This is a genomic window from Streptomyces asoensis (genome assembly GCF_016860545.1).
GTDB classification, from domain to species: domain Bacteria; phylum Actinomycetota; class Actinomycetes; order Streptomycetales; family Streptomycetaceae; genus Streptomyces; species Streptomyces asoensis.
In genome coordinates, this window is record NZ_BNEB01000002.1 from 1,789,558 (window position 1) to 1,815,365 (window position 25,808).

Annotated in this window: 23 protein-coding genes; 11 read left to right on the forward strand and 12 right to left on the reverse strand. The window is 74.4% G+C overall.

Translation table 11 applies throughout. From position 1 onward, the window contains the following. Positions 1-11: 11 nt before the first annotated feature. Positions 12-431, reverse strand: coding sequence for a MarR family winged helix-turn-helix transcriptional regulator (locus Saso_RS10870; RefSeq protein WP_189918968.1), 420 nt, complete (start codon positions 429-431; stop codon positions 12-14). A 117-nt stretch (positions 432-548) separates the two neighbouring features. Between Saso_RS10870 and Saso_RS10875 the strand changes: the two genes are divergently transcribed. Beyond that, complete coding sequence (locus tag Saso_RS10875) at positions 549-1,370, forward strand: SDR family NAD(P)-dependent oxidoreductase (protein ID WP_189918970.1); 822 nt, start codon at positions 549-551, stop codon at positions 1,368-1,370. A 3-nt stretch (positions 1,371-1,373) separates the two neighbouring features. Here the strand turns inward: Saso_RS10875 and Saso_RS10880 are convergent, their stop codons facing one another. Then, positions 1,374-3,605, reverse strand: a complete 2,232-nt coding sequence (locus tag Saso_RS10880) for an FG-GAP repeat domain-containing protein (RefSeq protein WP_189918973.1) — start codon at positions 3,603-3,605, stop codon at positions 1,374-1,376. Between the two features lie 214 nt (positions 3,606-3,819). On the opposite strand from Saso_RS10880, the gene Saso_RS10885 reads away from it, so the two are divergent. Both Saso_RS10885 and Saso_RS10890 read left to right on the forward strand, forming a co-directional pair. Further along, the gene (locus Saso_RS10885) at positions 3,820-4,779 is read left to right on the forward strand and encodes a DUF1152 domain-containing protein (protein WP_189918975.1); all 960 of its coding nucleotides are present in this window, start codon (positions 3,820-3,822) and stop codon (positions 4,777-4,779) included. A gap of 157 nt (positions 4,780-4,936) precedes the next feature. Next, positions 4,937-5,557 (forward strand): alpha/beta fold hydrolase, encoded by a 621-nt coding sequence (locus Saso_RS10890; protein WP_203833518.1) that lies wholly within the window; start codon positions 4,937-4,939, stop codon positions 5,555-5,557. Here Saso_RS10890 and Saso_RS10895 read toward each other — a convergent pair. Next, on the reverse strand, positions 5,494-5,859 hold the full coding sequence (locus Saso_RS10895; protein WP_189918976.1) for a YybH family protein: 366 nt from the start codon (positions 5,857-5,859) through the stop codon (positions 5,494-5,496). The two genes, Saso_RS10890 and Saso_RS10895, sit on opposite strands and share 64 nt — an antisense overlap. A 148-nt stretch (positions 5,860-6,007) precedes the next feature. Here Saso_RS10895 and Saso_RS10900 point away from each other — a divergent pair, with 148 nt between their 5' ends. Together Saso_RS10900 and Saso_RS10905 are read left to right on the forward strand one after the other, a co-directional pair. Then, the gene (locus Saso_RS10900; RefSeq protein WP_189918977.1) at positions 6,008-6,913 is read left to right on the forward strand and encodes a LysR family transcriptional regulator; all 906 of its coding nucleotides are present in this window, start codon (positions 6,008-6,010) and stop codon (positions 6,911-6,913) included. A 114-nt stretch (positions 6,914-7,027) separates the two neighbouring features. Beyond that, the gene (locus Saso_RS10905) at positions 7,028-8,359 is read left to right on the forward strand and encodes an MFS transporter (RefSeq protein WP_189918979.1); all 1,332 of its coding nucleotides are present in this window, start codon (positions 7,028-7,030) and stop codon (positions 8,357-8,359) included. Here the strand turns inward: Saso_RS10905 and Saso_RS10910 are convergent. The 6 genes from Saso_RS10910 to Saso_RS10935 all read right to left on the reverse strand — a co-directional run bounded on the left by Saso_RS10910 (position 8,329) and on the right by Saso_RS10935 (position 14,669). Next, on the reverse strand, positions 8,329-8,805 hold the full coding sequence (locus tag Saso_RS10910; protein ID WP_189918981.1) for a DUF6174 domain-containing protein: 477 nt from the start codon (positions 8,803-8,805) through the stop codon (positions 8,329-8,331). The two genes, Saso_RS10905 and Saso_RS10910, sit on opposite strands and share 31 nt — an antisense overlap. A 123-nt stretch (positions 8,806-8,928) precedes the next feature. After that, entirely contained in the window at positions 8,929-9,741 is an 813-nt protein-coding gene (locus Saso_RS10915; protein ID WP_372442420.1) for a DUF1775 domain-containing protein, read from the reverse strand. 940 nt (positions 9,742-10,681) lie between these two features. Further along, the gene (locus Saso_RS10920) at positions 10,682-11,002 is read right to left on the reverse strand and encodes a hypothetical protein (protein WP_189919523.1); all 321 of its coding nucleotides are present in this window, start codon (positions 11,000-11,002) and stop codon (positions 10,682-10,684) included. Between the two features lie 102 nt (positions 11,003-11,104). Continuing rightward, on the reverse strand, positions 11,105-11,875 hold the full coding sequence (locus tag Saso_RS10925) for a phosphatase PAP2 family protein (protein WP_189918983.1): 771 nt from the start codon (positions 11,873-11,875) through the stop codon (positions 11,105-11,107). Then, positions 11,876-12,829, reverse strand: a complete 954-nt coding sequence (locus Saso_RS10930) for a YihY/virulence factor BrkB family protein (RefSeq protein WP_189918985.1) — start codon at positions 12,827-12,829, stop codon at positions 11,876-11,878. It abuts the gene before it with no gap. A 1-nt stretch (position 12,830) separates the two neighbouring features. After that, on the reverse strand, positions 12,831-14,669 hold the full coding sequence (locus tag Saso_RS10935) for a bifunctional phosphatase PAP2/diacylglycerol kinase family protein (protein WP_189918987.1): 1,839 nt from the start codon (positions 14,667-14,669) through the stop codon (positions 12,831-12,833). A gap of 462 nt (positions 14,670-15,131) precedes the next feature. On the opposite strand from Saso_RS10935, the gene Saso_RS10940 reads away from it, so the two are divergent. Beyond that, the gene (locus Saso_RS10940; protein WP_189918989.1) at positions 15,132-16,037 is read left to right on the forward strand and encodes a GNAT family N-acetyltransferase; all 906 of its coding nucleotides are present in this window, start codon (positions 15,132-15,134) and stop codon (positions 16,035-16,037) included. Positions 16,038-16,127: 90 nt separating this feature from the next. Here Saso_RS10940 and Saso_RS10945 read toward each other — a convergent pair whose 3' ends face one another. Then, positions 16,128-17,063, reverse strand: coding sequence for a LysR family transcriptional regulator (locus Saso_RS10945; protein WP_189918990.1), 936 nt, complete (start codon positions 17,061-17,063; stop codon positions 16,128-16,130). A 157-nt stretch (positions 17,064-17,220) separates the two neighbouring features. Between Saso_RS10945 and Saso_RS10950 the strand changes: the two genes are divergently transcribed. From Saso_RS10950 to Saso_RS10970, 5 genes are all read left to right on the forward strand, one after another. Continuing rightward, a complete protein-coding gene (locus tag Saso_RS10950; protein WP_189918991.1) occupies positions 17,221-18,489 on the forward strand; it encodes an MFS transporter in 1,269 nt (422 codons plus the stop codon). A 124-nt stretch (positions 18,490-18,613) separates the two neighbouring features. Continuing rightward, positions 18,614-19,198 (forward strand): hypothetical protein, encoded by a 585-nt coding sequence (locus Saso_RS10955; RefSeq protein WP_189918992.1) that lies wholly within the window; start codon positions 18,614-18,616, stop codon positions 19,196-19,198. A 228-nt stretch (positions 19,199-19,426) separates the two neighbouring features. Continuing rightward, a complete protein-coding gene (locus tag Saso_RS10960) occupies positions 19,427-19,795 on the forward strand; it encodes a hypothetical protein (protein ID WP_189918993.1) in 369 nt (122 codons plus the stop codon). Between the two features lie 247 nt (positions 19,796-20,042). Further along, positions 20,043-23,894, forward strand: a complete 3,852-nt coding sequence (locus Saso_RS10965; RefSeq protein ID WP_230426618.1) for an nSTAND1 domain-containing NTPase — start codon at positions 20,043-20,045, stop codon at positions 23,892-23,894. Positions 23,895-24,041: 147 nt separating this feature from the next. Continuing rightward, on the forward strand, positions 24,042-24,293 hold the full coding sequence (locus Saso_RS10970) for a DUF3253 domain-containing protein (RefSeq protein ID WP_189919525.1): 252 nt from the start codon (positions 24,042-24,044) through the stop codon (positions 24,291-24,293). Between the two features lie 9 nt (positions 24,294-24,302). On the opposite strand, the gene Saso_RS10975 is transcribed toward Saso_RS10970, so the two are convergent. After that, on the reverse strand, positions 24,303-25,247 hold the full coding sequence (locus Saso_RS10975; protein ID WP_189918995.1) for a M56 family metallopeptidase: 945 nt from the start codon (positions 25,245-25,247) through the stop codon (positions 24,303-24,305). 6 nt (positions 25,248-25,253) lie between these two features. Beyond that, the gene (locus Saso_RS10980) at positions 25,254-25,643 is read right to left on the reverse strand and encodes a BlaI/MecI/CopY family transcriptional regulator (RefSeq protein ID WP_189918996.1); all 390 of its coding nucleotides are present in this window, start codon (positions 25,641-25,643) and stop codon (positions 25,254-25,256) included. Positions 25,644-25,808: the final 165 nt, after the last annotated feature.

Consider the following 25,808-nt stretch of genomic DNA (forward strand, 5'->3'; position numbering starts at 1 on the left):
GCGGGTCGCCGTCACGCCTCCAGCATCAGCCGGAGCAGGTCGCGCAGTGACTCGCGCTGCTGTGTGCTGAGCGGCGCCAGCGGGGTGCCCGCGAAGGGCATGCGGGCGCGCAGGTCGGCGATGGCGGTGCGCCCGGCGGCCGTGGCGGCGACGAGTTTGACCCGGCGGTCGCCCGGGTCGGGACGGCGCTCGACCAGGCCGCGGCCCTCCAGGCGGTCGATGATCGCGGTGACGTTGGACGGCTCGGCGTGCAGGTGGTCGGCGATGCGGCGCATGGGGACCGGGTCCTCGGTGGTGAGCAGTGCCTTGGCCTGGAGCGGGGTGAGGTCGTGCGCGGTGGCGGCGGCCTCCGACTCCTGGGCGTAGCGGCGGTTGACGGCCGCGAAGAGGCCGACGACCTCTCTGGTCAGCTCGTCCGGTGACTTCGGCATGGTGCTCAGTCTAGCGATGTGCTTGACAAGGTGAAATATCGCGGTCCATAGTTATGACACATGGTAGTTATGATCCATAAATAAACTGTTCCCCGCATGAGTTCGGAGTGCTGAGAGATGAGCGTCAAGACCGTCCTGATCACCGGGACTTCCACGGGAATCGGGCTGGCCACGGCTGTCGCCGCCGCGCGGAACGGCTGGCACGTCGTGGCCACCATGCGTGACACCGGCAAGGCGGGCGCGCTGCTGGCCGCGGCCGAGGCGGCCGGGGTCACCGTCGAGGTCAAGCCCCTGGACGTCACCGACCCGGCCTCGGTCAGGGACTGCCTGGCCGGCCTGGACCGCCTGGACGCGCTGGTCAACAACGCCGGCGCCGGCCACCTCGGCACCCTCGAACAGGAGGAGGTCGACGACGTCCGGGCCGTCATGGAGGTCAACTTCTTCGGCGTCCTGCACGTCACCAAGGCGGCGCTGCCCCTGCTGCGGGCCGCGAAGGGGCGCGTGGTGACCGTCACCAGCGTCGGGGGAGTGGTCGGCCAGCCCTTCAACGAGGCTTATTGCGCGGCCAAGTTCGCCGTCGAGGGCTTCATGGAGTCCCTCGCCCCGGTCGCCGCGACCGTCGGCGTGGCCGTCAGTGTGGTCGAGCCGGGCGCGGTGGGCAGCGCGTTCGTCAGCAACGTCGGCGGACGCGACACGGTGCTGGACGCGGCAGGCCCGTACACGCCCGCGCTGACCTCCTACCTGGCCCGCACCCGCGACGCCTTCGCCGCCGCGCAGACGCCGCAGGACGCGGCGGCGCCGATCGTCGGTCTGCTGGAGGCCGAGCGGCCCGCCTTCCGGGTGCAGACCTCGGACGCCGCGCGGGCGTTCACCGCCACGAAGCTCTCGGACGGTGACGGCTCGGCCGTGCAGACCATGACCGGCGCATGGATCGCCTGAGCGCTAGGCGAGGCTGTTGAACTTGCCTCCCTCGCCCGCGTAGAGGTCGGTCGTCAGCCGGCTGAACGGCGCGGTCGCCGAACCGGTCGACCGGTAGACGTACGTGCCGTTCGGGCCGTGGGCGACCAGATCGGGCCGGCCGTCGGCGGTGACGTCCGCGGCGCCGACCACCTGGGAGAAGGCGTTCCAGCCGGAACCGATCCTGACCCGGGCGGTGAAGTTGCCCGTGCCGTTGCCCTGGTACAGCCACAGGACGCCCGAGGTGTCACGGGCGACGAGGTCGCCGGCCGTGCTGCCCGCGATGTCACCGACGGCGGTGATCTGGTTGTAGACCTGCCAGCCGGAGCCGACCCGGACGCGCGGGGCGAACGGGGCGGTCGAGCTGCCGGTGCCCTTGTACAGCCACAGGATTCCGGAGCCGTCGGTGGCGACGAGGTCGGTCCGGCCGTCTCCGGTGAGGTCGTCGCCCCCGGCGAGCTGCTTGTAGATCTGCCAGCCGGTGCCGACCTTGACCCGCGTGGCGAAGGTGCCGTCCCCCTTGCCCAGGTACAGCCACAGGACGCCCGAGGTGTCACGGGCGACGAGGTCGCCGGTGGACGTGCCGGCCAGGTTCCCCGCGGCCTCGATCTGGTTGTAGACCTGCCAGCCCGAGCCGAGCCTCGTCCGCCCGGCCGTCTTCACCTGACCGCCCGACGGCCAGTCGAAGAGGTCGTCCCGCCACAGCACACCCGAGGCGTCCCGCGCGAGGACGTCCGTCGACCCGTTGTCCGTGTAGTCGTGCGGGTTGGGGGTGCGCGAGACCTGGAAGGTCCCCCGGGCGGTCGCCGGCGCGCCCACGCCGTCGGCCGGGGTGGCGGTGATCTGCCACGTGTAGACGCCGTTGGGGGCGCTGACGCCCGCCAGGACGCCGTCCCAGACGAAGGCGGCGGGGCTGCCGGGGGCGGGCTGCGCAAGGCGCGCGGTGAGCTTCCGGCCGGTCGCCGCGTGCGTCAGCGTGAGGTCGACGGTCGCACCCGCGCGGGACAGGGTCCACTCCATCGCGACCGTGGCCCCCGGCTTCTCCAGGCTCACCGCGGCGGGGACCTTCGACCCGGTCACCTCCAGGGCCGGGACCCGGTCCGTGCGGGCCACGAGCGTGCCGCTCGGCCGGCCGTCGTCGCCCTGCGCGAAACGGAACAGCCCGTCGGCGCCGGCCGTGGCGCCGCGCACCAGCAGGCGGCCGTCCGGCGCCCGGGCCGCGCTGGAGAAGCGCTCCAGGATCTCGTACGGCGCCGCGGTGGGATCGGTGACGCTGCGCGCGTACAGCGGGCTCGGAGTCTCGTCGGCCGCCCTGCCCGGGACCCCGTAGAGCAGCGTGTCCCCGATGACGCCCACGACGACGGCACCGCTCAGGGAACTGTCCATGGCGAACCTGGGGTGCGCGTACGTGCCGTCCACGACGAGTTCGGTCACACCGCCCCGGTACTCGACCCATGCCTCGTGGTCGGCCGTACGGGCGCCCGTGGACGCCTGGGGCCACGCGGCGATGTTCTGCCTGCTGCCCGACTCGATCACCGCGTCACCGGCGACGCTGGTGCGCGTCTTCCAGTACTCGGTCCGGAAGGTCGACGAACTCGGGAAGACCCGGTTGCTGCTCAGCACCAGCATGACGTCGCCCGTGGAGGCGACCACCTTGAAGTCCATGCTGTACGGATTCGACGAGCGCTTCGTCTTGTGCACCGCCCCGTCGGCCCGGGAGAGCTGCCACAGCTCCCGGTAACCCCCGCCGCCCGCGGGGACCTTCACGAAGAGGCTGTCGCCGACCACCCCGACGAGTTCGGCGCCGGGCGCGAACTCGGACGCGAGGTCGTAGGTCGCGGACCAGGTGCCGCCCTCGCTCATGTCCCGCAGGAAGACCGTGCTGCCGCCGTCGCTCGTCACGACGGTGTCGGAGTCGCTGTCGTGGCCCACGGTGCCCGCGCCGATCGGCAGCACCGAGCCGTCGGCGTACGTGTGCCACTCCAGGACCGCGCGGCCCGAGTCGTCCGTGCGGGACGTCAGGTAGCCGGTGTCGCCGCTGCTGACGATCTCGGCGCCGGCGGGCAGGGCGGCTTCGTCCGCGGTGGCGGTCCCGGCCACCGCGGGGGGAGCGGCCACGGCCCCGGGCGAGGCCAGGACGCCGGCGCCGGCCGTCACGGCGAGAACGGTGGCGACGCAGACGCCGAGACGGCGCCGGGAGGTGCGCAGGGGAGGCAAGGAAGCCCTTTCACGGTGAGGTGAGCGGCACGCACGCGCGCGTACCGCAAGATCGGACCTGTGAAGCGGGCCGGTGGTTGTACGTGTGGCCGCACCTACTTCCGGGACGACGAGCGCCCCTGCCGTGCGGTGGTCCGGCGGGCCGTGCGGTCGTCCGGCCGCCCGTGCGGTAATCCTGGAGCACCCGGCGGCGGCTTCTCGGACAATGGCCGTCATGCTGCCCCTTCACGCCAACCCGCTCTTCACCCGGCTCGCCGACGCCGAACGGATCCTCGTCGCGGGCGCGGGCGGCGGATTCGACATCTACTCGGGCCTGCCGCTCGCGCTCTCGCTCCTGCACCAGGGCAGGCAGGTCCATCTCGCCAACCTCTCCTTCAGCGGGCTCGACGGGCTGCCCCTCGACGACTGGGCCGCTCCCGACCTCGCGGCCGTCACCGCCGACTCCGCGCCGCACCAGAGCTACTTCCCGGAGCGGACCCTCGCCCGGTGGCTGCGGGAGCACGACTACCCCGACACCGTCTACGCCTTCCCGCAGACCGGCGTGCTCCCGCTGCGCGCCGCGTACCGGGCGCTGATCGAACTGCACGCCATCGACGCCGTGGTCCTGGTCGACGGCGGCACGGACATCCTGCTGCGCGGTGACGAGTCCGGTCTGGGCACGCCGGAGGAGGATCTGGCCAGCGTGGCGGCGCTGGCCGGGCTGGACGGCGTGCCCACCCGGCTCGTGGTGTCGGTCGGCTTCGGCGTGGACGCCTACCACGGCGTCAACCACGTCCAGGTGCTGGAGAACATGGCCGCGCTGGAACGCGACGGCGCGTACCTCGGCGCGTTCTCGATGTCGCGCGCCACCCGGGAGGGGGCGCTCTACCTCGACGCGGTGGCGCACGCCCAGCAGCACACCCCCGACCGTCCCAGCATCGTGAACGGCTCGATCGCCGCGGCGGTGCGCGGGTCGTTCGGCGATGTGCGGTTCACCGAACGCACCCGGGGGAGCGAACTGTTCGTGAACCCGCTGATGTCGCTGTACTTCGCCTTCGACCTGCCGGGCCTGGCGGCCCGGTGCCTCTACCTGGACCGGATCGAGGACACCCATCTGATGCGTCAGGTGCACTCCCGTATCGCCGAGTTCCGCGACACCACGGTGACCCGGCCGCCCCGCCGTTTCCCGCACTGACGCCGGCCGGGGTCCTGGCGCGCGGCGCCCGGCCTGCGCGCCGCCCGTCCCGCCCTCGCACCTCGCCCTGGCCTTCGCCCGCGGGACACCTCACCCTGGGAGGGAGCGGACCTGCGACGTGCCGTCGGGCCGCCATGAGGCGCGAGGGGTGATCGGGATGACGGGGACTCGGCAGATCCTGTTCGTCCAGGGCGGCGGCGAGGGCACGCACGACGCATGGGACGACAAGCTCGTCGGCAGCCTGCGGCGGGCCCTCGGCGAGGGGTACGAGGTCCGCTATCCGCGGATGCCCGACGAAGACGACCCGGGGTACGCCGCCTGGGGACCGGCGATCCTGCGCGGGACGGCCGGGCTGGGGGACGGGGCGGCCGTGGTCGGTCACTCGGTGGGCGGGACGATGCTCGTCCGGGCGCTCGCCGAGCGGCCGCCGCGGGGCCGGCTCGCGGCGATCGTGCTGATCTCCGCCCCGTTCGTCGGCGAGGGCGGCTGGCCGGACGAGGAGTCCGGGCTGCCCGCCGACCTCGGCGCGCGGCTGCCGCAGGGTGTGCCGGTGCACGTCTTCCACGGGCTCGACGACGACACCGTCCCGCCGTCGCACGCCGATCTCTACGCCCGGGCGATCCCGCAGGCCCGGGTGCACCGGCTGCCCGGGCGCGACCACCAGCTCGGCGACGATCTGCGCGAGGTGGCCGCGGTCCTCGTCCCCGGCGGGGGTCAGTCCCCGGGCCGGACGAACTCCGGCTGGTCGAGCAGCCGCAGCCAGCTCCCGTCGGGCTGACGGCGGACGACCTGGGCCCGCGCGCCGGCTCCGTCGCGGGGCGGGGTCGACGTCAGGGCGATGCCGTCGCCGGCCAGCGTCGGCAGCGGTTCCTCCGGTTCGAACCGGGGGCGGTGGGCCAGCACCTTCTCCCACAGTTCGCGGATCGCCTCGCGCCCCACGGTCAGTTCGCCGGGCGGGTAGGCCATCACTGCTCCCTCCTCGTAGAGCGCGGCGACCCCGGCCGCGTCCCCGGCGTTGGACCGCTCGACGAACAGACGGGTGAGGTCCTCGGGCCGCATGGCCCGCTCGTACTCCGGCATGGTTCCTCCTGACGACGCTCTCCGGTGCCCCGGCACTGCCTGCTCCGGCGCGGTGCTGCGGTGCTGCGTGCTGCGGTCCTTCCCAGCGTGGTCGCCGCCCGGTCAGAAGTCCAACAGATGGTTGTGCTCGCAGCTAGAATCCACAGTCATGGAGCTCAGGCAGCTGGAGTACTTCGTCGCGGTCGCCGAGGAGCAGAACTTCACCCGGGCCGCCGAGCGTGTGCGCATCAGCCAGTCCGGGGTCAGCGCCCAGATCCGCCGGCTGGAGCGGGAACTCGGAGCGGAGCTGTTCGAGCGGTCCGCGCGCACGGTGACCCTCACCGTCGCCGGGAAAGCAGCGATCCTGCACGCGCGCGCCGCGCTCGCCGCGGCGGAGGCGGTCGGGCAGGCGGTGGGCGAGGTGACCGGCCTGGTCCGCGGCCGGATCGGGGTCGGCATGGTCATCGGCTGCACCCTCACCCCCCTCTTCGACGCCCTCTCCGCGTTCCACCGGGCTCGTCCCGGCGTGGAGATCGCGCTGCTGGAGGACAACTCCGACCGGCTCGTCGAGCAGGTGCGCAGCGGCGCCCTGGACCTGGCCCTCGTCGGCACCGCTACCGCCGCCCCCGACGGGCTGGAGGCGCTGACGATCGTCAGTGAACGGCTCGTCGCGGCCGCCCCGCCCGGGCATCCCCTCGTGGCACGCGAGCGGGTCACCCTCCGGGACCTGGCCGGCTGCCCCCTCGTGTGCATGCCCCCCGGCACCGGTCTGCGCACGGTCTTCGACCTCGCCTGCGCCGCACAGGGGCTGTCTCCCTCGATCGCCCTCCAGGCCAGTGCCGCGGACGCCGTCGCCGACCTCGCCGCCCGCGGGCTCGGCGTCGCCGTCCTCAGCGCGTCGATGGCCGCGGGCCACCGCGACCGCCTCACGGCCCGCACCATCGAGGACGCCGAGACACCCGCGCTGCTCGCGCTCGTCTGGAAGGACACGCACAATCCCGCGCTGCGCGAGCTGCTCGGGCACGCCCGGCGGGCGTTCACCGAGCCCCCTCGGCGGGCCCGGGCCGCTCGGTGACCCTCGCGGTCTCCGGATGTGTGGCCCGGCCCGGTAGATTTGCGCGGGTCGGGCGGGCGCCCAGTGAACGCCTGCCGCTGTCCGCCGTCGGAACCCGCCCGGAGAAGCATGCAGATGGACCAGGCCTTGCGCCGCCGCCGGCAGGCCCTGTTCCTGCTCTTCCTGCTCGCCGGGATCACGATGTCCTCGTGGGTGACCCGCACGCCCGCCATCCGGGACCGGCTGGACGTGACCACCGGCCAGATGGGGCTGGTGCTCTTCGGGCTGTCGCTCGGTTCGATGGCGGGCATCACCTCCTCCGGGCGTCTGGTGTCCCGGTTCGGGACCCGGCCCGTCGTCGTCTGGGGCACGGTGCTGCTGCTCGCCGGGATGGCCACCATCAGCGTCGGCAGCGCCGCCGTCTCGATCCCGCTGGTCACGGCGGGCCTGTGCGCCTTCGGCGCCGGCATGGGCGTCAGCGACGTGGCGGTGAACGTGGACGGCACGGACGTGGAGCGCCTCTGCGGCGCCACCACCCTGCCCGCGCTGCACGGCTGCTTCAGCCTGGGAACCGTGCTGGGGGCCGGTGCGGGCATGGCGGCCACGGCGGCCGGAGTGCCGGTGCACTGGCACCTCGCCGCCGTCACCGTGCCGGCCACCGGGATCTTCGTCCACGCGGTGCGTTCCGTCCCGGCCGGCACCGGACGCGAGACGGCCGAGGGATCCCGGCGGGGCGACGGCGGTGAACGGCGCCCCGCGGTGTGGCGCGACGGCCGGCTCCTCCTCATCGGCGTGATCGTGCTCGCCATGGCGCTGGCCGAGGGATCGGCCAACGACTGGCTGCCGCTCCTGATGGTCGACGGACACGGCATGGACGCCACCTCGGGTTCCTTCGTCTACGCCGCATTCGCGGCGGCCATGACGCTGGGCCGGTTCGGCGGAACGTTCTTCCTCGACCGCTTCGGCCGGACCGCCGTGGTGCGCGCCAGCGCCGTCAGCGGCGCGCTCGGCCTGCTCGTCGTGATCGTCTCGGACAGCGCCGTACTGGCCGGGCCGGCCGTCCTGCTGTGGGGGCTGGGCGCCTCGCTGGGCTTCCCGCTCACCCTCTCCGCGGCCGGGGAGTCCGGACCCGACGAGACGGCCCGGGTCGCCCTGGTCGCCACCATCGGTTACGTCGCCTTCCTCGTCGGGCCCCCCGGCCTCGGCTTCCTGGGCGAGCACATAGGCCTGCGCCCCGCGATGTTCGTCGTCCTGGCGTGCGTCGCCTGCGCCGCCTTCCTGGCCCCCGCCGTCGACATCGCGCCGCGTGAGGCCGAGGCCGAGGCCGAGGCAGATACCGGTGTCGATGCCGACGCCGACCCGGGATCCGGCCTGGAACCCGGCTCCGACTCCGCGCACGACGGCCTCACCGCCCCGCGACCGGCGGCCGATCCCCGTCACGGAGCCGAGCGGATGGCGGGTTCGTAGGAGCTGATCGTGTACAGGGCCTCGTCGTCGATGGAGTTCTCGTCCCGGTCCAGGACGATCCGCAGGGGACGGCCGTCGTCCGCGTAGTCCGCCTCGGCCGTGTGGGCGTGCTCGGCACGGGCCCGGTCGAGGGTCTCCAGGAGCTTGCCGATCGTCGGGATCTCGGTATGCGGGTCCAGAGCCTGGCGTCGGCTGTCCGCGTCGGCCCCGGCCACACCGACGACCTTCCCGTCGCGCACCTCCACCCGGAACGTCCCCGCCAGCACCTGGGTGCTCGACGTCAGCGTGTACGTGTACGCGGCGGGCTCCTGCCAGGTGCGCTCGGGTCCGGCGGCCGCGGTGGCTCCGGCGGACGGGGCGGAGCCGCACCCCGCGCCCGCGCAGGCAAGGGCTCCGAGGAGGGCGGCCGCGGCCGCCGATCGGGAACGGAAAGGTCCGGCGGTCATGACGACTCCCAGGGATCGACTACCGCTTCGACGCCCGGCGCCCGGGAAACGTTCACGTCGGCCGGGGGGGCGGGGGTGCCGCGGAGCGGACCGCTGCCGCTCCGGGGCACCCACGCACGCGGGTCAGCCCGCGTCGGAGGAGACGGCCCGGCGCCTGAGCACCCACAGGGCGCCGCCCCCGAGCACCAGCAGAGCGACGACGATCACCCCCACGAGGGCGCCCGTGGAGATGCCGCCGCCCTCGTCCGCCGCCGCTTCATCGGCTGCCGCCGACGTCTTCGGCGCGGCCGCCGCCACGGAACGGGTCGGCGCCGCAGCCGCACCGGCATCCGCGCCGACGGTCGCGGTGGGGCTGGGGCTGGGGGTGGCGCCGACGGGCCGGGCGCCCGGGGCGGCGGCCTTCAGCTTCAGCACCGGCGCGGGCTGCTCGGGCTCCTCGCCGCCGGAGGGCACTTCGATCCACCGGGACACCTCGCCGTCGCTGTAGGTCTCGACGGTCTTGAACGCGATCTCCTTCGCCGACGGCAGCTGCCGGACCCTGATCTCGTGTTCGGCGTCGACACCGGCCTTCAGCGCCGGGCCCGCGACGGTGTAGCCGTCCTCGGTGGCGGTCAGCTTCCAGCCCCGGGGGGCCGCGCCGAGACTCACGTCGGCCGGGGTGATGCCCCGGGGCAGGACGATCCGCAGCGCGGTGAAGCCCGCGGAGTCGGACTCGGCCTCGGAGACGAAGCGCAGGGTGACGTTCTCTGCCAGGGCCTGGGGCTTGTCGGCCTCGACCTCGGCGTGCGCGGCGGCCGGAGCTGCCAGGGCGAGCGCGGCCGTCAGCGTGACGGCAGCGGTGACGACGAGACGACGGCCGGTGCGACCGGCCGTACGGACGGACCGGGGGCCGCGTCCGGTGCGCGCGGACGGACGGGCGGACAGGGGTGTGGACACGGGAGGACTCCTCGCGGTCGAGGGGGAACCGGCCCCGTCGGTCGAGGGGCCGGTGAAGCGCTGAGGCGTGCTCCCGTCGTGGCGGTCCCCTGCGCACCACCGCGTGCTTCAGCTCTTCCTCCCGCACCCGGCCCGCCATGTCGGCAAACACCCCGGTCCGCGGGCCGGACAGCCGGAGCGCCGACGGCTCGCCGTCCGCGACGCCGCGCGGAGGCAGGCGGACGAGTCGGGCGGCGGCCGCCCCGACGAGCGTGCGGAGCGCTCCGAGCGCCCCCGAGACCCGGGTGTCGGCCCGGTGGAGCAGCCAGGCCACGAGCAGAGCGGCGGTCGTGTGCACCGCGACCATGGCCGCTCCGGCGTGGTGCCAGGAGTGGCCGTCACCCGTGGAGTTCGCCAGGTGGGCGGCATGCGCCGTGTGCCGGGCGAGCGCGGCCGACCGCGCGGCGCCGTCCGCGAGGGACAGCGCGCAGTGCAGGGCCGCCTGCATCGCCGCCGTGGCCGCGGCGGTCGCCGCCGGGGCGCGCCGGAGCCGTGCGAGTGGCCGGACCGCGCAGAACTGCGCCAGCGCCATCAAGAGCACCGGCCGCCAGGGCGCCGGGCCTTCGACGATCGTGTGGTGGCCGAGACCCGCGAGGAGGCTGCCGAGCGCGGCGGAGAGCCCGGCCCGTGCGTACACGCCCGCGTGGCCGGTCCGGCCCGCCGCAGGTATGCCGAGCACGGTCGTGCGCTCAGGCGGCACGGCCGCCCGCCGCCCACCGGCGGCCCCGCGCCGTGGGCCCGGTTCGGGAGGCGGCCCGGGGCGGGCGGGCCGGCCGGCGGAGGTCGTGGGGGGTCACGCCGTCGAATACGGCGGTGCGGACGACGCCGTTCACGTGGTCCCGGTGCGACGGCCTGTCGGTGGTTACCGCTCCGGGGACGACCCGGGTGGAGGGACTCCGTCTCACGCGGCGCCGGGGCCGTCGAGGAAGCGGAGCAGTACGGCGGCCTCGGCCCGCAGTCGGGCGGCCCGGTCGGCGTGCGCGGGCGTGGTGAGCCGTTCCGCGGCTTCCAGCCGCTCGGCGGCCTCGGCCCGTACGACGTCGGCCACGGCCCCCTCGGTCAGCTCACGGCGTGCCGCCTCGGTGACGCCGACGCCGACCGGTGACTGTTCGAGGGCCGAGGCACGGGGCCCGGCTTCGTCCACGGGCACCGCCTCGGCGTTGTCCAGCGCGGCGAGCGTGGTGCGCAGGGCGCTCACCGCGGCCTTGTCACGGGCGCGCATCGCGTCGGGGAGCGCCTGACGCATACGAAGACGTAGGGACATGCCGGTGACCCTATGGCGGGGCGCCGGGACCGGCCAAGCGATATCGAGTGCCCCCGTCGGTCAGGGCTCGGGGCGGGCGTCGACCAGTTCCGGTTCCAGGCCCTCGCTGACGTCGGCGTGGCCCCGGCCGGACTCGGTGCGCCAGGCCTCGAAGGCCCAGGCGGTGAGGGCGACGACGGCCAGGCCGAGCAGCCAGCCGCCGACCACGTCGCTGAACCAGTGCACGCCGAGCGCGACACGCGTGAAGCCGACGCCGAGCACCGACACCACCGCGACCCCCCAGCACAGGGGACGCCAGGCACGCGGCACCAAGGGCAGCAGGACCAGCAGCAGGACGGCGAACGACGTGGTGGCCGTCATCGCGTGACCCGACGGGAACGAGAAGCCCGGGGCGTGCGCCACCGGGTCCGCCAGCGACGGCCTGGCCCGCTCGACGACCGTCTTGACCAGCAGCCCGATCAGTCCGCCGGCCACGGCCGTCACGGCGGACCAGGCGGCCAGCCGCCAGGCCCTGCGGTACAGCAGCCACAGGGTCAGCAGCGCGACGGCGGTCCGCAGCACGGCCGGGTCCCAGACCCAGTCGGACAGGAACCGCAGCACGTCCGTCCACGCGGGATGGGTCACGGCCGTGTGGTGCAGGCGCCGGGCGGCGCCCATGTCCAGGCGGCGCAGCGGCCCCCAATGTCCCTCGACGAGGACCAGCAGCAGCGCGAAGGGCACGGCGGCTACGGCGGCGACGACGGCCGCCCCCACCAAGCGGGCGCCGAATCTGTGGTCGGCCGCCCGGCGGCGACGGTCACGGAGGCGCAGGACCGCGGCTCGTACAACCATTCAGACTCCAGGATCGGGTTCGATCGGCTCGGACCGCAGGGCCCGAGCGGCCTCCAGCTGTGCGGCGAACGCCAGCCCGAGGAACAGGGCGATGGAGGTCAGGTAGGCCCACAGCAGCAGCGACATGAAGGCGCTGAGCGGGCCGTAGACCGTGTCGAAGGAGCCGCTGAGCCCGAGGTACAGGCTCAGCAGCCAGGTCAGCGCCGTCCACAGCACCAGGTACACGGCCGCGCCGAAGGCCAGCCAGGTGTATCCGGGCTGCTTGCGGCGCGGCGACCGGCGGAAGATCACACTGGCCGAGATGAGCGCGAGCAGCAGTCCGAACGGCCAGCGCAGTATCTGCCAGGCGCCCTGGGCGCCGTCGTCGAGCCCGTAGACGGTCACGGCCGCCGAGGCCAGGTCGCCGCCCGCCACCATGAGAATGAAGCCGAGACCGAGGGGAAGTCCGGCGCAGAGGGACATCACCAGACCGCGCAGGTACTTCTGCACGAAGGGCCGGTCGCGTTCGTTGCCGTATATCCGGTTGGCGCCCCGTTCCACCTGGCACATCGCTGTGGTCGTGTTGACCAGGGAGAAGAGCAGCCCGAACCAGAGGGCGACCTGCGCGCCGTCGCCCGCCGTGCGGCGGCTGCGCTCCAGTGCGTCGTCGACGACGTCGGCGCTCGGTCCCTCGGCGATCCGGTGGATGGTCAGTTCGGCTATCCGGCCGATGTTCTCGGTGTGCAGGGTGGTGGACAGTCCGACGAACGCTATGGCCAGCGGCACCACCGACAGCACGGTCTGGAGGGCCAGCGCGCGGGAGTGGGTGAAGCCGTCGGCGTACCGGAAACGCACGAAGGAGTCGCGCAGCAGTGCCCAGCGGCCGTAGCGGCGCAGCGACGCCAGCGCCTCGTCGGCGGACAGTTCGTCGCCGCTCATGTCACGGGTCTCGGGGACCTTCGTCGCGGTACCCACGTCACGCACCCCCGGTCGGCAGCAGCACGGTCAGCGCGCCCGGCCTGACCTCGGCGGTCAGCCGGCGGCCCGGCGTCACCGGGTCGCCGTCCAGCTCGCGGGACTGCGGGGCGTCGAAGGCGAGTTCGGCCCGGCGGAACGTGAAGAACTCGACCGGTACGCCGCTCCTGTCGCCGTCCTGCGCCGTGACGGTGTCCACGGCCGTCGGCCGGGGTGCCTTCGCGCCGCCGCGCAGCAGCGTCGTCAGCGCGCGTATCCAGCCGCCGACGCCGCGCGGGTCCAGGATCAGCAGGTCGAGCAGGCCGTCGTCGGGACGGGCGGCGGGAAGCAGCGTCGTCCCGCCCTGCACGGTCCCGACGTTGCCGACGAGGACCATCCGGGCGGTGCGGTGCAGTGCGGTCGCGTCGTCGAGCCGGACGGTCACCCGCATCCGCGGGGTGCGCAGGGTGCCGACGCCGGCCAGCACGTAAGCGGGCCAGCCCAGGACGGACTTGGCGCGGTCGTCGGTGTGCTCCATGATCGCGGCGTCGAGCCCGGCGCCGGACATGGCGGCGAAGTGGGTGCCGGGCAGGTCGTCGCCCTCCACGCGGCCGAGGTCGATGCGGTGCGGTGTGCCCCGCAGGGCGGCGTCGAGCGCGGCGGTGGGGGACAGCGGCAGACCGAGGTTGCGGGCCAGGAGGTTGCCCGTGCCGCAGGGCACCAAGGCGAGCGGGACACCGCTCCCGGCCAGCGCGTCCGCGGCGGCCCGCAGGGTGCCGTCACCCCCGCAGACCACCACCAGTCCCGCGCCGTCCCGCACCGCGGCGGCGGTCTGACCGGTGCCCGGGTCCTGCGCCGTGGTCTCGACGAACTCCGCTCCGGTGCGACCGTGCCGTGCAAGGACTGCCCGCAACGCCTCGCGGTCGGCTTCGTGGGTCACGGTGGGGTTGAAGATCACCACGGTCCTGCCCTTGTCCGGCGTCGCGCCCCGGTCCGCCCGCGCGGTCGCCGGAGAAGGTGCCGGAACCGCTCCGCCCGCGGCGCTCGCACCTGAGTCGGTCGCGCCCGCGGGGGTGGTACCGGCGGCGGTCGCGCCCCCGTCCTTCCCGGCGTCGGCCGGTGCCGTCACGCTGCCGTCGACGAAGAGGGCACGGCCGACGATCAGCAGGGACAGACTGCCGTTGACGAGCCCGCCGACGACGTCCGTGGGGTGATGCATGCCCCGGTAGAGACGGGCCACGGCCACCATCAACGGCAGGAGGAGCAGCAGACCGCCCACGATCCGCCGCCAGGGTCCGCGGAGCCGGGACAGCGCCAGCACCGCGAGCCCGCCGTACAGCGCGGTGGCGGCCCCGGTGTGGCCGGAGGTGTAACTCGACGTGGGCGGAGAGGCGTCGAGACGGTCCACCTCGGGCCGGTGGCGGTCCACGCACTCGGTGATGACCAGGAAGACCAGCGCCTGGAGCGACACGGCGACGGCCAGGAAGGCCGCCTGGCGCCACATCGGCAGACGGGGGATCAGGATCAGTCCGGCGCACACCAGGAGGGTGATGGCGATGATGGTCATGGTGTTGCCGGCTTCGGACGCGAAGGACGACAAGGTGGTGAGGGTGCCGGTCCTGGCGCGTTCGAAGCCCTCGTTGACGTCGTCCTCGACCGTCATCGGCCACAGGCCCCGGGCGGGCCCGGTGATCAGCAGTCCGAACCCCACCATGAGCGCGCCCTGGCACACCGTCAGCGCCCCGATGCGCGCGGCTGTGCGGCCCGTGCCTCGCGGCAGCGTGATCGAGCGGCTGCTCCGGTCGGGTCCTGGTCCGCGCCCAGGAAGCTCGGCCGGTCTCTCGGCTGCGGCGGTCGGCATCGGTTCTCCCACGGGTAGGCACGGCACACAGTCGTCGGCCCGGGACACCGGAGCCGATGCACCGCCGTCTGCCCCGGATGCCCCCGCGCAGACCTGCCGCTGGTGAACGGCGGTGAAGCCGGCCCGGGAATGCGTCGCGGGCGCCGCACCGGCGAGGGAGCAACTCCGTTACCGGCAGCGGTAGTCGGGGAGATCGGTCCGCGGCACGGTCGGCGCCACCGCTCCGTGGCTTTTGATCGTTTTCTGTGCCGTCCCAGGAGTCCGCGCCGTCGGGAACCGCGAAAACCCGTGGACGGACCGGCGGAGGAACACATACGGTGTGGCTCCACGCCCGATGCGGACGGAAGGAGGCGAGTGCCGTGCAGTCCATCTCTCTTCAGCGCTCCCTTCCCCATGGTCCCGGCGTGATGGTCCAGTTCTGACCGGGAGCGCTCCAGCAGCTTTTTCTTCCCGGAGGAATCCATGACCGATCTGGTCATCCGCGCGCTCTCCGCGAGCGACGCTCCTGTTTTCGACGCACTTCCCGACCCGCTGGGCGCCCGTGAAGGACATCGGCGCACCCGGTTCCGCCCCGAGTGGAAGCGTGTCGCCCTGCGCGACGGCGAGGTCGTCGCACGCGGCGCCTGGTGGGGCGGGCCCGACGACCCCGAGCCCATCAACGTGAACTGGTTCGATGTGGCAGAGGGCGAGGAGGAGGCGGGTGCGGAACTCCTGCGCTCCGCGCCCTGGCAGGTCGAACTCGAGATCAACCTGCCCGGCCACTGGCGCGACGAACCCGTCCTGCGGGCCGCCGCCGAGGCTCGTTTCGCGGCTGCGCGTGCCGCCGGGTACGAACTCCTGGTGGAACGCTTCCTGTACCGCTGGACCCCGGAGCGGGGTCTGCCCGAGCGGCCCGGACGCCTGCGCTTCAGCGCCGAACCCGACGACGGCGTGTTCTTCGACGTGCTGCGCCGGATCCACTCCGCCACCCTGGACGCCCACGCGCTTCAGGCCGTGGAGGAGGGGGGCCTCGACCGGGCCGCGCAGGAGGAGCTCGACTTCTTCCACTGGTGCCCCTCCCCGCGGGAGTGGTGGCAGACGGCGTACACCCCGCAGGGCGAGCTGGCCGGCATCCACATCCCGGCACACAACCCCTCCGGCCCGACCGTCGGCTTCATCGGGGTGGTCCCGGAACACCGCGGCCGCGGCTACGCCTACGACCTCCTGACGGAGTGCACCCGCTTCCTGGTCGAGCAGGGAGCGGAGTCGGTCACCGGCGCGACCGACCGGGGCAACTTCCCCATGGCGGCGAACTTCGCCAAGGCCGGTTTCCCCGTCGTCAGGGAACGCATCAACTTCCGCCCGCCGGTTCCGTCTCCGGCCGGCTGACGCCGCATTTCCGCGGGCGGTGCGACCCTCTCCGGGGTTGTGCCGCCCGTGCCCCGGCCGTCCGTCGCCCGTCCCGCTCGGCGGCGGCGGTCAGGCCGGGGTCACCCAGTCCGGTGTCCACGTCCCGGCCGCGTCGTGGCCGGGCGCACCCGCGGCGAGATGGGCGCGCAGGGTGGGCAGTGCCGGGTGGGGGTTGTCGCGGTGCCAGAGCAGGGAGTGCGGGTAGACGGGCGTCGGGTCGGTCACCGGGACGAGGCGAAGGCCGTGGCCGGCGGGCCACACGAGACGGGTCCGCCCGCCCATGAAGGTGGCCAGCGCGGGCGTGTCGGCGATCGTGTCGAGGAGCGCGTCCGAACCGAAGTTGGGGCCCGTGGCCTCGATGGTGAGGCCGAATGCGGCGACCAGGTCGTCGTAGTAGGCCGCCCACTCGGTGCCCGGGACGATGCCGGGCATCCAGATCCGGTGCCCCACGAGTTCGGTGAGCGGCACCGACCGGGCACCCGCGAGCGCGTGGGCCGGCCCGGTGAGGAGTTCGAGCGGCTCGTCGAGGACCCGGACGGACGCGATGTCCGGCGGGAGGGGCCGGCCCGGCGCGCCGACGGCGCGGAACGAGGCGTCGACGGCACCCGACCGGACGGCGGCGACTGCCGTGTCGATGTCGAACAGCATCACCACGTCGAGCTCGATGTCGGGGTGCGCGCGGTGGAAGGCCCGCATCAGGGCGGACTGCGCGCTGCGGGAGGTGATGACGTCGACGCGCAGCGGACGGCGGCCGGTCTGCACGGACGCGGCCGCCCGCTCGGCCACCCGCAGCAGCTCGCGCGCATGGGGCAGGAAGGCCTGTCCGTCGATGGTGAGATCGGCGCCGCGCGCGTTGCGGGTGAACAGCCGCACGCCGAGCTCGCGCTCCAGGGCCGCGATGCGCTTGGAGACGGCCTGCTGGGTGACCGCCAGCTCTGCGGCAACCTCCTGGAACCGCCCCGCGTCGGCGGCGGCGACGAAGGTCCGGACGGTGTCGAGATCCATGCCGCCACCCTAGGGGTACAACCGTTGGTTGTGGCTGAGCGGGCCCGTGGTTGTTTGATCTCAGGTCACGGCACTCGGTTTGATGTCCCCGATCCCGGACGGGTTGTACGGCGACCCAGGGCGAGGTGTGCGGGGACACGGACGAGGGGCGGCGGACATGAGAAGCGGGTCCGGACCCGGCCGGCGGTCGGGGCGGAGCCTCGGGCGGCCGTTCGGATGGCTCTGGGGCGCGTACGCGACCAGCGAACTCGGCACCTGGCTCGCTTTCGGCGCGTTCCCGCTGATCGCCGTCCAGGTGCTGCACGCCGGACCGGCCGAGGTCGCCGCGCTGGCCTCCGTGGGGGCCGCGGTGGGCGCGGCCGCGGCGGTGCCGCTCGGCCCGTGGGTGGAGTTCCGCCGCAAGCGGCCCGTGCTCGTCGCGACGGACCTGGTGCGGTGCGCCGCGCTGCTCACGGTCCCCGCCGCCTTCGCGTTCGGCGTGCTGACCTTCCTCCAGCTCCTGCTGGTCGGCGTCGTCGTCGCCGCGGCCGACATCGCCTTCCGCGCCGCCTCCGGCGCGTACCTGAAGTCGCTCCTCCCGCCCGGGGACCTGCTCGTGGCCAACGCCCGACTGGAGTCCACGGCCTGGACGGTCACGATCGTCGGACCACCCCTGGGCGGTCTGGCGATCGGACTCCTCGGGCCGGTGACGACCGTGGTGGCCGACGCGCTCAGCTACCTGCTCTCGGCCCTCGGCATCCGCGCGGCGGGCGGCCGTGAGCCGCGCCCCGAACGTCCCGTGGCCGTGCGCGTCCGGGCGGGAGACCTGCTCGACGGCTGGCGCCACATCCTCGCCGACGGGGCGCTGCGCCCGCTGTTCCTCAACACCGCCCTCTTCAACGGCCTCGTCATGGCCTGCCAGCCGCTGCTCGCCGTCCTGATGCTCGGCCGCCTCGGCTTCACCCCCTGGGAGTACGGGCTCGCCTTCGCCGCGCCCTCCGTCGGGGGGTTGCTCGGCGCGCAGCTGGCCCGGCCGCTGGTCGCCCGGTTCGGGGAGCGGGAGGTCCTCGTCGCGGCGGGGACGCTGCGCGCGTTCTGGCCCGTCGGCCTGGCCTGCACGGGACCGGGTGCCGCAGGGCTGCTGCTGGTGATGGGGGTCCAGTTCGGACTCGTCCTGTGCTGCGGGATCTTCAACCCCGTCTGCACCACCTACCGCCTCCGGCGCACCCCGGCCGATCGGGTCGCCCGCACCCTGACCGCCTGGGCGGTGACGACCAAGGGCACGACCGCGCTCCTGACGGCCCTCTGGGGCGTCCTGGGCGCTCTGCTCGGTCCGCGTACGGCGGTGGGCGTGGCCGGAGTGCTCCTGATGACGACCCCGCTGTTCCTTGCCCGGCGCGACCGCGCACCTCGCCGTCACCCCGAGCCGGACCCCGGTCGCACCTGAGGCGACGCCGTCGCCCTGCCGCTGCGCGCCGGCCCCGTGTCCCGGGTATGGGAATCGGCCGCATGGTCGGTCACAGTGGACGTGTTCGGTGGAGGGAACAGCCGTCGCGGGGGAGGGGGGGCCGATGCCGGACACCGGTCTTTTCGATTCGGCGGCCGTCGTGGTGGAGCAGCCGAGGCGTTCCTGGTGGCGCAGGTACCGCGGCCCGGCCCTGACCGTGGCCACGGTGGAGGGGACCGAGCTCGCCCGGATCACCTTCACCGACCACTCCCGTTCGCTCCTGACGACGTCGTCCGGCACGCTGGTCGTCCGCATCGACAGGCACACCCGGTTCGGGCAGTTCGGGACCGTCCGGTTCCGGTTCACCGGCGCGGCCGGCGAGGAGATCGGCGCCGTCACCGCCCGCGGGCTCGTCAAGACCCGGCAACTGGGCCTGCGCACCGAGGGAGGACGTCCGCTCCTGCTCACCCGGCCGGGGCAGCTCTACCGGGAATGGCAGCTGACGGAGACCGACCCGGAGGAGGTCCCGGCCCCCGTGATCCTCGGCCGGGTCACGGTGAGCACCGTCGACGCGTGGATCGGGTTGCAGCGGTACCTCGTCGAGACGGACCCCGGACTGGACGCCTCCGAGCGGCGGACGGTCGTCGCCGCGGTGGTCTGCCTGCACCTGCTCCGCCGCCCGCCCGGCGAGGGCGGCGCGGTGGGGTGAACCGACCGCGACGGACCCCGCCGCCCCGACGGACCTGACCGCCCCGGCGGACCGAAGCCTGCGGAGGTTGCCCACGTGCCGCCGTCCTCGCCGGTCGCGGGCGGTTTCCCTGCCCGGCGCGTGGACGGGAAACAGGAAACCCGTCGACCTCCCCCGATCCGGCGGCCAGGCTCGTGCCGAGAGACCGAGCACGACCTGCGACCAGGCAGGACACCGCAAGGGGGAAACATGCGCAAGTTGTTCAGTGGAGTCGTCGCCCTGGCCACCGCCGGCACGGCGATGGTGGCACTGACCGGCACGGCCGAGGCCAGGCCGGCCGCCGACTGGGCGGGATGCCCGTCCGGCGCCGTCTGTATCTACCCGCAGAACCAGAACCCCGCCCAGAGCCCGAGCAACATCTACTGGAGCTACGGCGCCCACAACCTGAGCAACCAGGTCGGCTGGCACTGGGTGCTCAACAACCAGACCGGTGGCGCCTCGGCGGAACTGTGCCTCAACTACGGGGGCACGAACTGCAACTACACCATCGGCAACCCCCCGAGGGGCGTGTGGGCCGACCTCACGCCCGTCAACTCCATCAAGCTGAACCGGCCGTAGGGCCGATCCGCACGGGGGAACGTCCGGGACCGCGCCCGCGGTTCCGGACGTCCGCGTTCTTCACCCCTTCGCGCCACACCGGGGAAAGCATCGATGGGCTGTCACACCCCCGCAGTACTCTGGATGTCGGCCGTCCCACGGCCCACGCGCGCGACACCCGGGGGATGTGGTGGGGGAGCAGCAGCACACCGGCGACCGACGGGAATCGCCTCCACTCGACGCGAACATCCCTGAGTTTCCGGCCCAGTTGAGACGGCTCCGCAGACAGCGCGGGCTCTCGCTCGCCGACCTGGCCCGCCGCTCGCACTACAGCAAGGGCTACCTCAGCAAGATCGAGACGGGTGCCAAGCGGGCCACCGTCGACGTGGCGAGGCGGTGCGACCTGATCCTCGAGGCGGAGGGCGGCCTGCTGCGGCTCCTCACGGACGCCATGGCGGCGGCCGAGGCGTCCGACGGCACGGCGGCCACCGGGCGGACGGCGCGTCCGGGGCAGGCGCCCGATTCGGGTCCCGGTCAGGGCGGCGCCGGATCCGGGCGGACGGATCCCGACGCCGTCTGTCCCTACCGGGGTCTGTCGGCCTTCACCACCGATGACGCGGGCTGGTTCTTCGGCCGGGAGCGGGCCACCGCCGCCCTGGTCGAGCGGGTCTTCGAACGGATCGGCAGCGGACCGCTGATGGTCGTCGCCCCGTCGGGCGCGGGCAAGTCGTCCCTGTTCAACGCCGGGCTCGTGCCCGCCTTCCGCGAGCCCGGCGGCTTCCCCATGCCGGGCGCCGAGCGCTGGCCCGTGGTGGTGTTCACGCCCACCGCGCATCCGCTGGAGGAACTCCTGACCGGCGTCGCGAAGGCGCTGGACGGCGATCCCGGCCTCTCCGTGAGGCAGTTACGGGACCGGCCCGAAGCCCTGCTGGAGGCCGTACGGCGCATGGTGGACGACGGAGCCCTCCCCGACGGCGACCGGCAGCCGCCGCCGGTGCGTCCGGTGTTCCTCGTCGACCAGTTCGAGGAACTCTTCACGCTCTGCTCCGACGACGACGAGCGACGTGCGTTCGTCCGTGTCCTGTGCGCCCTGTCGACCTCCCACGGTCCGTCGGAGGGGGCGCGGGGAGCGAGCGGCGACCCGGCCGTCGTGGTCCTGGGCGTACGGGCCGACGTGTCCGGCCGCTGCCTCGAAATCCCCGACCTGGTACCGGTGTTCACCGACGGCCTGTTCGTGCTGGCCTCGATGTCCGTCTCCGGGCTGCGGGAGGCCGTCACCCGTCCCGCGGACCTCGCCGGACTCACCCTGGAACCCGGCCTGGTCCCCCTCCTGCTGCGCGACGCCGGTCTGCGCGACGAACCCGCGGATCCGTCCGGCGGCGCACCGGAGCCCGGGCACCCCCTGCCGGACGTCACCCCCTCCGGCGCGCTGCCGCTGATCTCCCACGCGCTGCTGACCACCTGGCAGCGCCGCGAGGGCGCCACCCTGACCGTCGCGGGGTACGAACGCACCGGCGGGATCCGCGGAGCGGTCGCACGCACCGCCGAGGACGTGTTCGCGGGCCTGTACCCGAGCGAGCAGCAGACCATCCGCAGGATCCTGGTGCGCCTGGTCCACGTGGCCGAGGGCACGGGACCCGCCAGGTGCCGGATGAGCCGGGCCGCGCTGATGGAGCGCCTGACCGACACCGACGGCGCCACCGCCGCCCTGGACGCCTTCGTGCGGGCCCGTCTGATCACCGCCGACCGCGACACCGTCGAGATCGCGCACGAGGCCCTGCTGCACGCCTGGCCCCGGCTGCGCGGCTGGATCGACGCCGACCGCGACGGACTGCTGATCCACCAGCAGCTCGCGCACGCCGCCGAGGAGTGGGCGCGCGAGGACGGCGACCCGTCCGCCCTCTACCGCGGGACCCGGCTGGACACCGTCCGGGCGTGGGCCGGGGACCAGGACGGCCGCAGCCGGCTCGGCGCGCGGGAGGAGGCGTTCCTGCGCGCCAGTCTGGCCGAGGAGGCCGAGCGCCAGCGCCAGGGCCGGCGGCGGATCAGGCGCCGCCAGGGCACCCTGGCCACGCTGGTCGTGCTGCTCACCCTGGCCGTCGCCGCCGGGGCCCTGGCCTACCGGCAGCGCTCCGACGCGCTGCACCAGGAGCGGGTCGCCCGTTCCCGGGCCCTGGCCGCGCAGTCCGTCTCGCTGGCCGCCGGACAGCCGGAGGCCTCGATGCGGCTCGCCGAGGAGGCCTACCGCTCCCAGGCGACGCCCGAGGCGCGCGGCGCCCTCCTGAGCACCCAGGCCCAGCCCTTCTCGGCCCGGCTCGGCGGGCACCGGGGCCCGGTCAACGCGGTGGCCTTCGCGCCCGACGGGCGCACGCTGGCGACCGCCAGCTCGGACGGCACGGTGACCCTGCGGCGCCTCGCGGACCGCCGTACGACCGCCCGGTTCACGCTGCCCGGGCCGGTGCGGTCGGTCGCCTTCAGCCCCGACGGCCGGACCCTCGCGGCGGGTGCCGTGAACGCGCCGGTGCGGCTCTGGGACGCGGTCGGCCGGCGTCCGAAGGCGGTGCTGCCGACGGGCACCGAGGGCGCCCGCGCCGTGGCCTTCGACCCCCGGGGGCGCGAGCTGGCCGTCGCGGCGGGCGACGGCACCGTCCAACTGTGGGACACCGAACGCGGGCGCCGGGTCGCGTCCTTCCCGGGTCATGCCGGACAGGTCGACGCGCTCGCGTACGCCCCGGACGGCCGGACGCTTGCGTCGGGCGGCGCCGACCGTACCGTCCGCCTGTGGGACACCGTGCGCCACCGGCCGGCGGGCGTGCTGCGGGGGCACAGCGACGAGGTGTACGGGGTCGCGTTCGCGCCGGACGGACACGGTCTCGTCAGCGGGGGAGCGGACCGGACCGTACGGCTGTGGGACCCGGCACGGCGGCGGACGACCAAGATCCTGACCGGGCACAGCGACGACGTCAACGCGGTCGCCTACACCCCGGACGGCGGCACGGTCGTCAGCGGGGGAGGGGACGGCACGACCCGGCTGTGGGACGTGCACAGCGGGACCCAGACGCTCACGCTCACCGGGCACACCGACTACACGATGGGCGTGGCCGTCAGCGCCGACGGGACCGTGCTCGCCACCGCCGGGTTCGACCAGTCGGTGGTGCTGTGGAACCTGGGCGGGCCGGTGCTGACGGCCCGCCCGTACACCGAGGTCTGGCGGTCCGCGTTCAGCCCCGACGGAGCGCTGCTGGCGACCGCCGACACCGATCACACGGTGCGGTTGTGGGACGTGGCACGGCACCGTTCCCTCGCGACCCTGCGGGGGCACCGCTCGGCCGTGTTCTCGGTGGCCTTCGCCCCCGACGGGCGGACGCTCGCCTCGTCCGGCTCCGACGGCACCGTCCGCCTGTGGGACGTCGTCGGCCACCGCCTCCTCGGCACGCTGACGGGGCACCGCGGGGACGTCTTCGCGGTGGCGTTCTCCCCGGACGGCGCGCTGCTGGCCTCGGCGGGCGCCGACCGCACCGTGCGCCTGTGGGACGTGCCCACCCGGCGCCTGCTGCACACGCTCACCGGACACACGGACTTCGTCAACGACGTCACCTTCAGCCCCGACGGCCGCACGCTCGCGAGCGCGGGCGACGACCTGACCGTCCGCCTGTGGGACGTCGCCTCCCGCCGCCCACTGGCCGCGCTCACCGGGCACACCGGAGCGGTCCGGGCGCTGGCGTTCTCCCCGGACGGCCGTGCGCTGGCCAGCAGCGGCAACGACGGGACCGTCCGGCTGTGGGACGTCCGCCGCGAGCGGGCCACGGCGGTGCTGCGGGGCCACACCGGCTCGGTGCGCGGCATCGCGTTCTCCCCCGACGGCCGTCTGCTGGCCAGCAGCGGGAGCGACCGTACGGTGCGGCTGTGGGACGTGGCCGGACGGGCGCCGTGGGCCACCCTGACCGGGCACACGAACGCGGTCTGGGGCACCGTGTTCGCCCCGGACGGGCGGACGGTCGCCAGCAGCAGCAACGACGGGACCGTACGCCTGTGGAACCTGGACGTCCCGGCCCGGCTCGCCGCCATCTGCCGCCTGCGGCTCTCCCCGGCGGCCGGCGGGCCGTGCCCGCCCCGCTGAGGCCCGCCCGACAGACGCCGGCCCGCAGGACCCATCCGCCCGTCGACCGGCGCAACCGCGCACCTGCCGTCCGGTTCGCGGCACCCGGAGGACACTGGAGGAGTGACCGACGAGAAACGGGGGACGGACCGGCAGGCGGACCGGCGGATGGACCGGCGCCTGGAGCGAGCCGTCCTGGAGCTGCTGGACCGGCGCGCCCCGACGGCGACGATCTGCCCCTCGGACGCCGCCCGCGCCGTGTACGAGGGCGACGACGACGGCTGGCGCGCGCTCATGGAACCGGCCCGCCGGGCGGCCCGGCGCCTGGTCACGGCAGGCGAGGTGGAGATCACGCAGGGAGGCCGCCCGGTCGACCCGGCGGACGCCCGCGGCCCCCTCCGCATCCGTCGCGTCCGCTGACGCGCCGCACTACAGCGGCGTCGCCGCGTGCAGGACCAGCAGCAGGGTCACCGCGGAGTTCGCCGAGAACAGCGCGGACAGCGCGGATCCCGCGGCGGCGCTCCACAGCGCGAGGCCGGCGCCGGTGAACAGCGGCGGCCAGGTGCGCGCGGTGGGCGGCGGGGCCAGCAGGGCGGCGACCCGGCGCGGGAGCGGGCCCGGCGCCGCGAAGGCGGTCAGCACGGGTGACGGCGACGGTGTCCGGGTACCGCGCGAGACGAGGGCCGCCTTGCCGATGGCGCGGGCGACGGTCCTGCGACTGCCGACCCGCTCGGCCGCTTCCTCGTCGGCCCACCGCTCGGTGACGTAGGAGACGGCCGTCCACAGCGGCAGCAGGAAGGGGTTGGCGCGGGCCGCGAGACGGACGAGCAGCAGGGGCCGGTGGTGCCGAGCGGTGAGATGCGCCCGCTCGTGGGCGAACAGGGCCCGGCGCTCCCGCGGATCCAGGCAGTCGAGCATCCCGGTGGACACCACGATCCGGTCCCGGGGCCCGCCGGGCAGGGCGTAGGCGTACGGTTCGGCGGCCGGGAGAACGGCGACCGTGGTGTCGCGCAGCCCGGCGAGCGCCGCGTGGGCCTGCCCGCGCACCCGGCGGAGCCGCCACAGGAGACGGCCGCAGCCGGCGACCACCGCCAGCAGGGCGGGGATCGCGGCCTTCCCGGCGATCTCGTCGTACGGGACGCTCGCCCGCACCTGCGGGTCCGACCAGCCGTCCGGCAGCGGATTGCCCGGCAGTTGGGCCGTGCCGACCACCACCAGCAGCCCGAGGCAGAGCGTGCTGCACAGGGCCATGACGGCGGCCACGGTACTCAACAGGACGGTGGCCGTGCGCGGATGGAGGTGCTGGGTGGCCAGGCGGGAGACCGGCCAGGCCGTCAGCGGCAGGACGAGGGGGAGGAAGACGAAGACGCCCACGAGAGCTCAGTCCGCCGATTCGTCGCATGCCTGGTCGAGAAGGTCGCGCAGCAGTTGCTCGTCGCCCTCCGGCAGGGAGGTGACGAAGCTGGCGAGCACCGCACGGCGGTCCCGTTCGCCGTCCAGCACCTTGTGCATCTTCAGCGCCGCGAGACCGGCCTCGTCCGCCGCGGCCGACCACACGAAGGAGCGGCCCTCCCGCCTGCGCGTCACGGCCCGCTTCTCCAGCAGCCGCACCAGGACGGTCATCACCGTCGTGTACGCGAGTTCGGCGTCGACGTGCTCCTGCACCCAGGCCGCGGTCACCGGGGCCTCGGCCGTGTGCAGTGCCGCGAGCACCTGGGTCTCGAGCTCGCCCTGCGCCCGGCGCTGACGACGCAAGTCCGGGTTCACCACTGTGCGTCTCCCTCCTGCCGCCGCCTCGGGCGGGCGCCGCCGCGCGCCGGCGGGCACGGTCCCGTCCGCGAAGCCCTCATCCTACGATTCTACGGCGGTGTAGAAACCGGCCGGGACCGTGCGGCCGCCCGGCGAGGAGGGCCGTCCCGGTGCCGCGCGGCGCTC

Coding starts and splice junctions, on each gene's coding strand:
- Saso_RS10870 (WP_189918968.1), bottom strand. CDS start 431: ATGCCGAAGTCACCGGACGAGCTGACCAGAGAGGTCGTCGGCCTCTTC.
- Saso_RS10875 (WP_189918970.1), top strand. CDS start 549: ATGAGCGTCAAGACCGTCCTGATCACCGGGACTTCCACGGGAATCGGG.
- Saso_RS10885 (WP_189918975.1), top strand. CDS start 3,820: ATGCTGCCCCTTCACGCCAACCCGCTCTTCACCCGGCTCGCCGACGCC.
- Saso_RS10890 (WP_203833518.1), top strand. CDS start 4,937: ATGACGGGGACTCGGCAGATCCTGTTCGTCCAGGGCGGCGGCGAGGGC.
- Saso_RS10895 (WP_189918976.1), bottom strand. CDS start 5,859: ATGCCGGAGTACGAGCGGGCCATGCGGCCCGAGGACCTCACCCGTCTG.
- Saso_RS10900 (WP_189918977.1), top strand. CDS start 6,008: ATGGAGCTCAGGCAGCTGGAGTACTTCGTCGCGGTCGCCGAGGAGCAG.
- Saso_RS10905 (WP_189918979.1), top strand. CDS start 7,028: ATGGACCAGGCCTTGCGCCGCCGCCGGCAGGCCCTGTTCCTGCTCTTC.
- Saso_RS10910 (WP_189918981.1), bottom strand. CDS start 8,805: ATGACCGCCGGACCTTTCCGTTCCCGATCGGCGGCCGCGGCCGCCCTC.
- Saso_RS10920 (WP_189919523.1), bottom strand. CDS start 11,002: ATGCGCGCCCGTGACAAGGCCGCGGTGAGCGCCCTGCGCACCACGCTC.
- Saso_RS10925 (WP_189918983.1), bottom strand. CDS start 11,875: ATGGTTGTACGAGCCGCGGTCCTGCGCCTCCGTGACCGTCGCCGCCGG.
- Saso_RS10935 (WP_189918987.1), bottom strand. CDS start 14,669: ATGCCGACCGCCGCAGCCGAGAGACCGGCCGAGCTTCCTGGGCGCGGA.
- Saso_RS10940 (WP_189918989.1), top strand. CDS start 15,132: ATGACCGATCTGGTCATCCGCGCGCTCTCCGCGAGCGACGCTCCTGTT.
- Saso_RS10945 (WP_189918990.1), bottom strand. CDS start 17,063: ATGGATCTCGACACCGTCCGGACCTTCGTCGCCGCCGCCGACGCGGGG.
- Saso_RS10950 (WP_189918991.1), top strand. CDS start 17,221: ATGAGAAGCGGGTCCGGACCCGGCCGGCGGTCGGGGCGGAGCCTCGGG.
- Saso_RS10955 (WP_189918992.1), top strand. CDS start 18,614: ATGCCGGACACCGGTCTTTTCGATTCGGCGGCCGTCGTGGTGGAGCAG.
- Saso_RS10960 (WP_189918993.1), top strand. CDS start 19,427: ATGCGCAAGTTGTTCAGTGGAGTCGTCGCCCTGGCCACCGCCGGCACG.
- Saso_RS10970 (WP_189919525.1), top strand. CDS start 24,042: ATGGACCGGCGCCTGGAGCGAGCCGTCCTGGAGCTGCTGGACCGGCGC.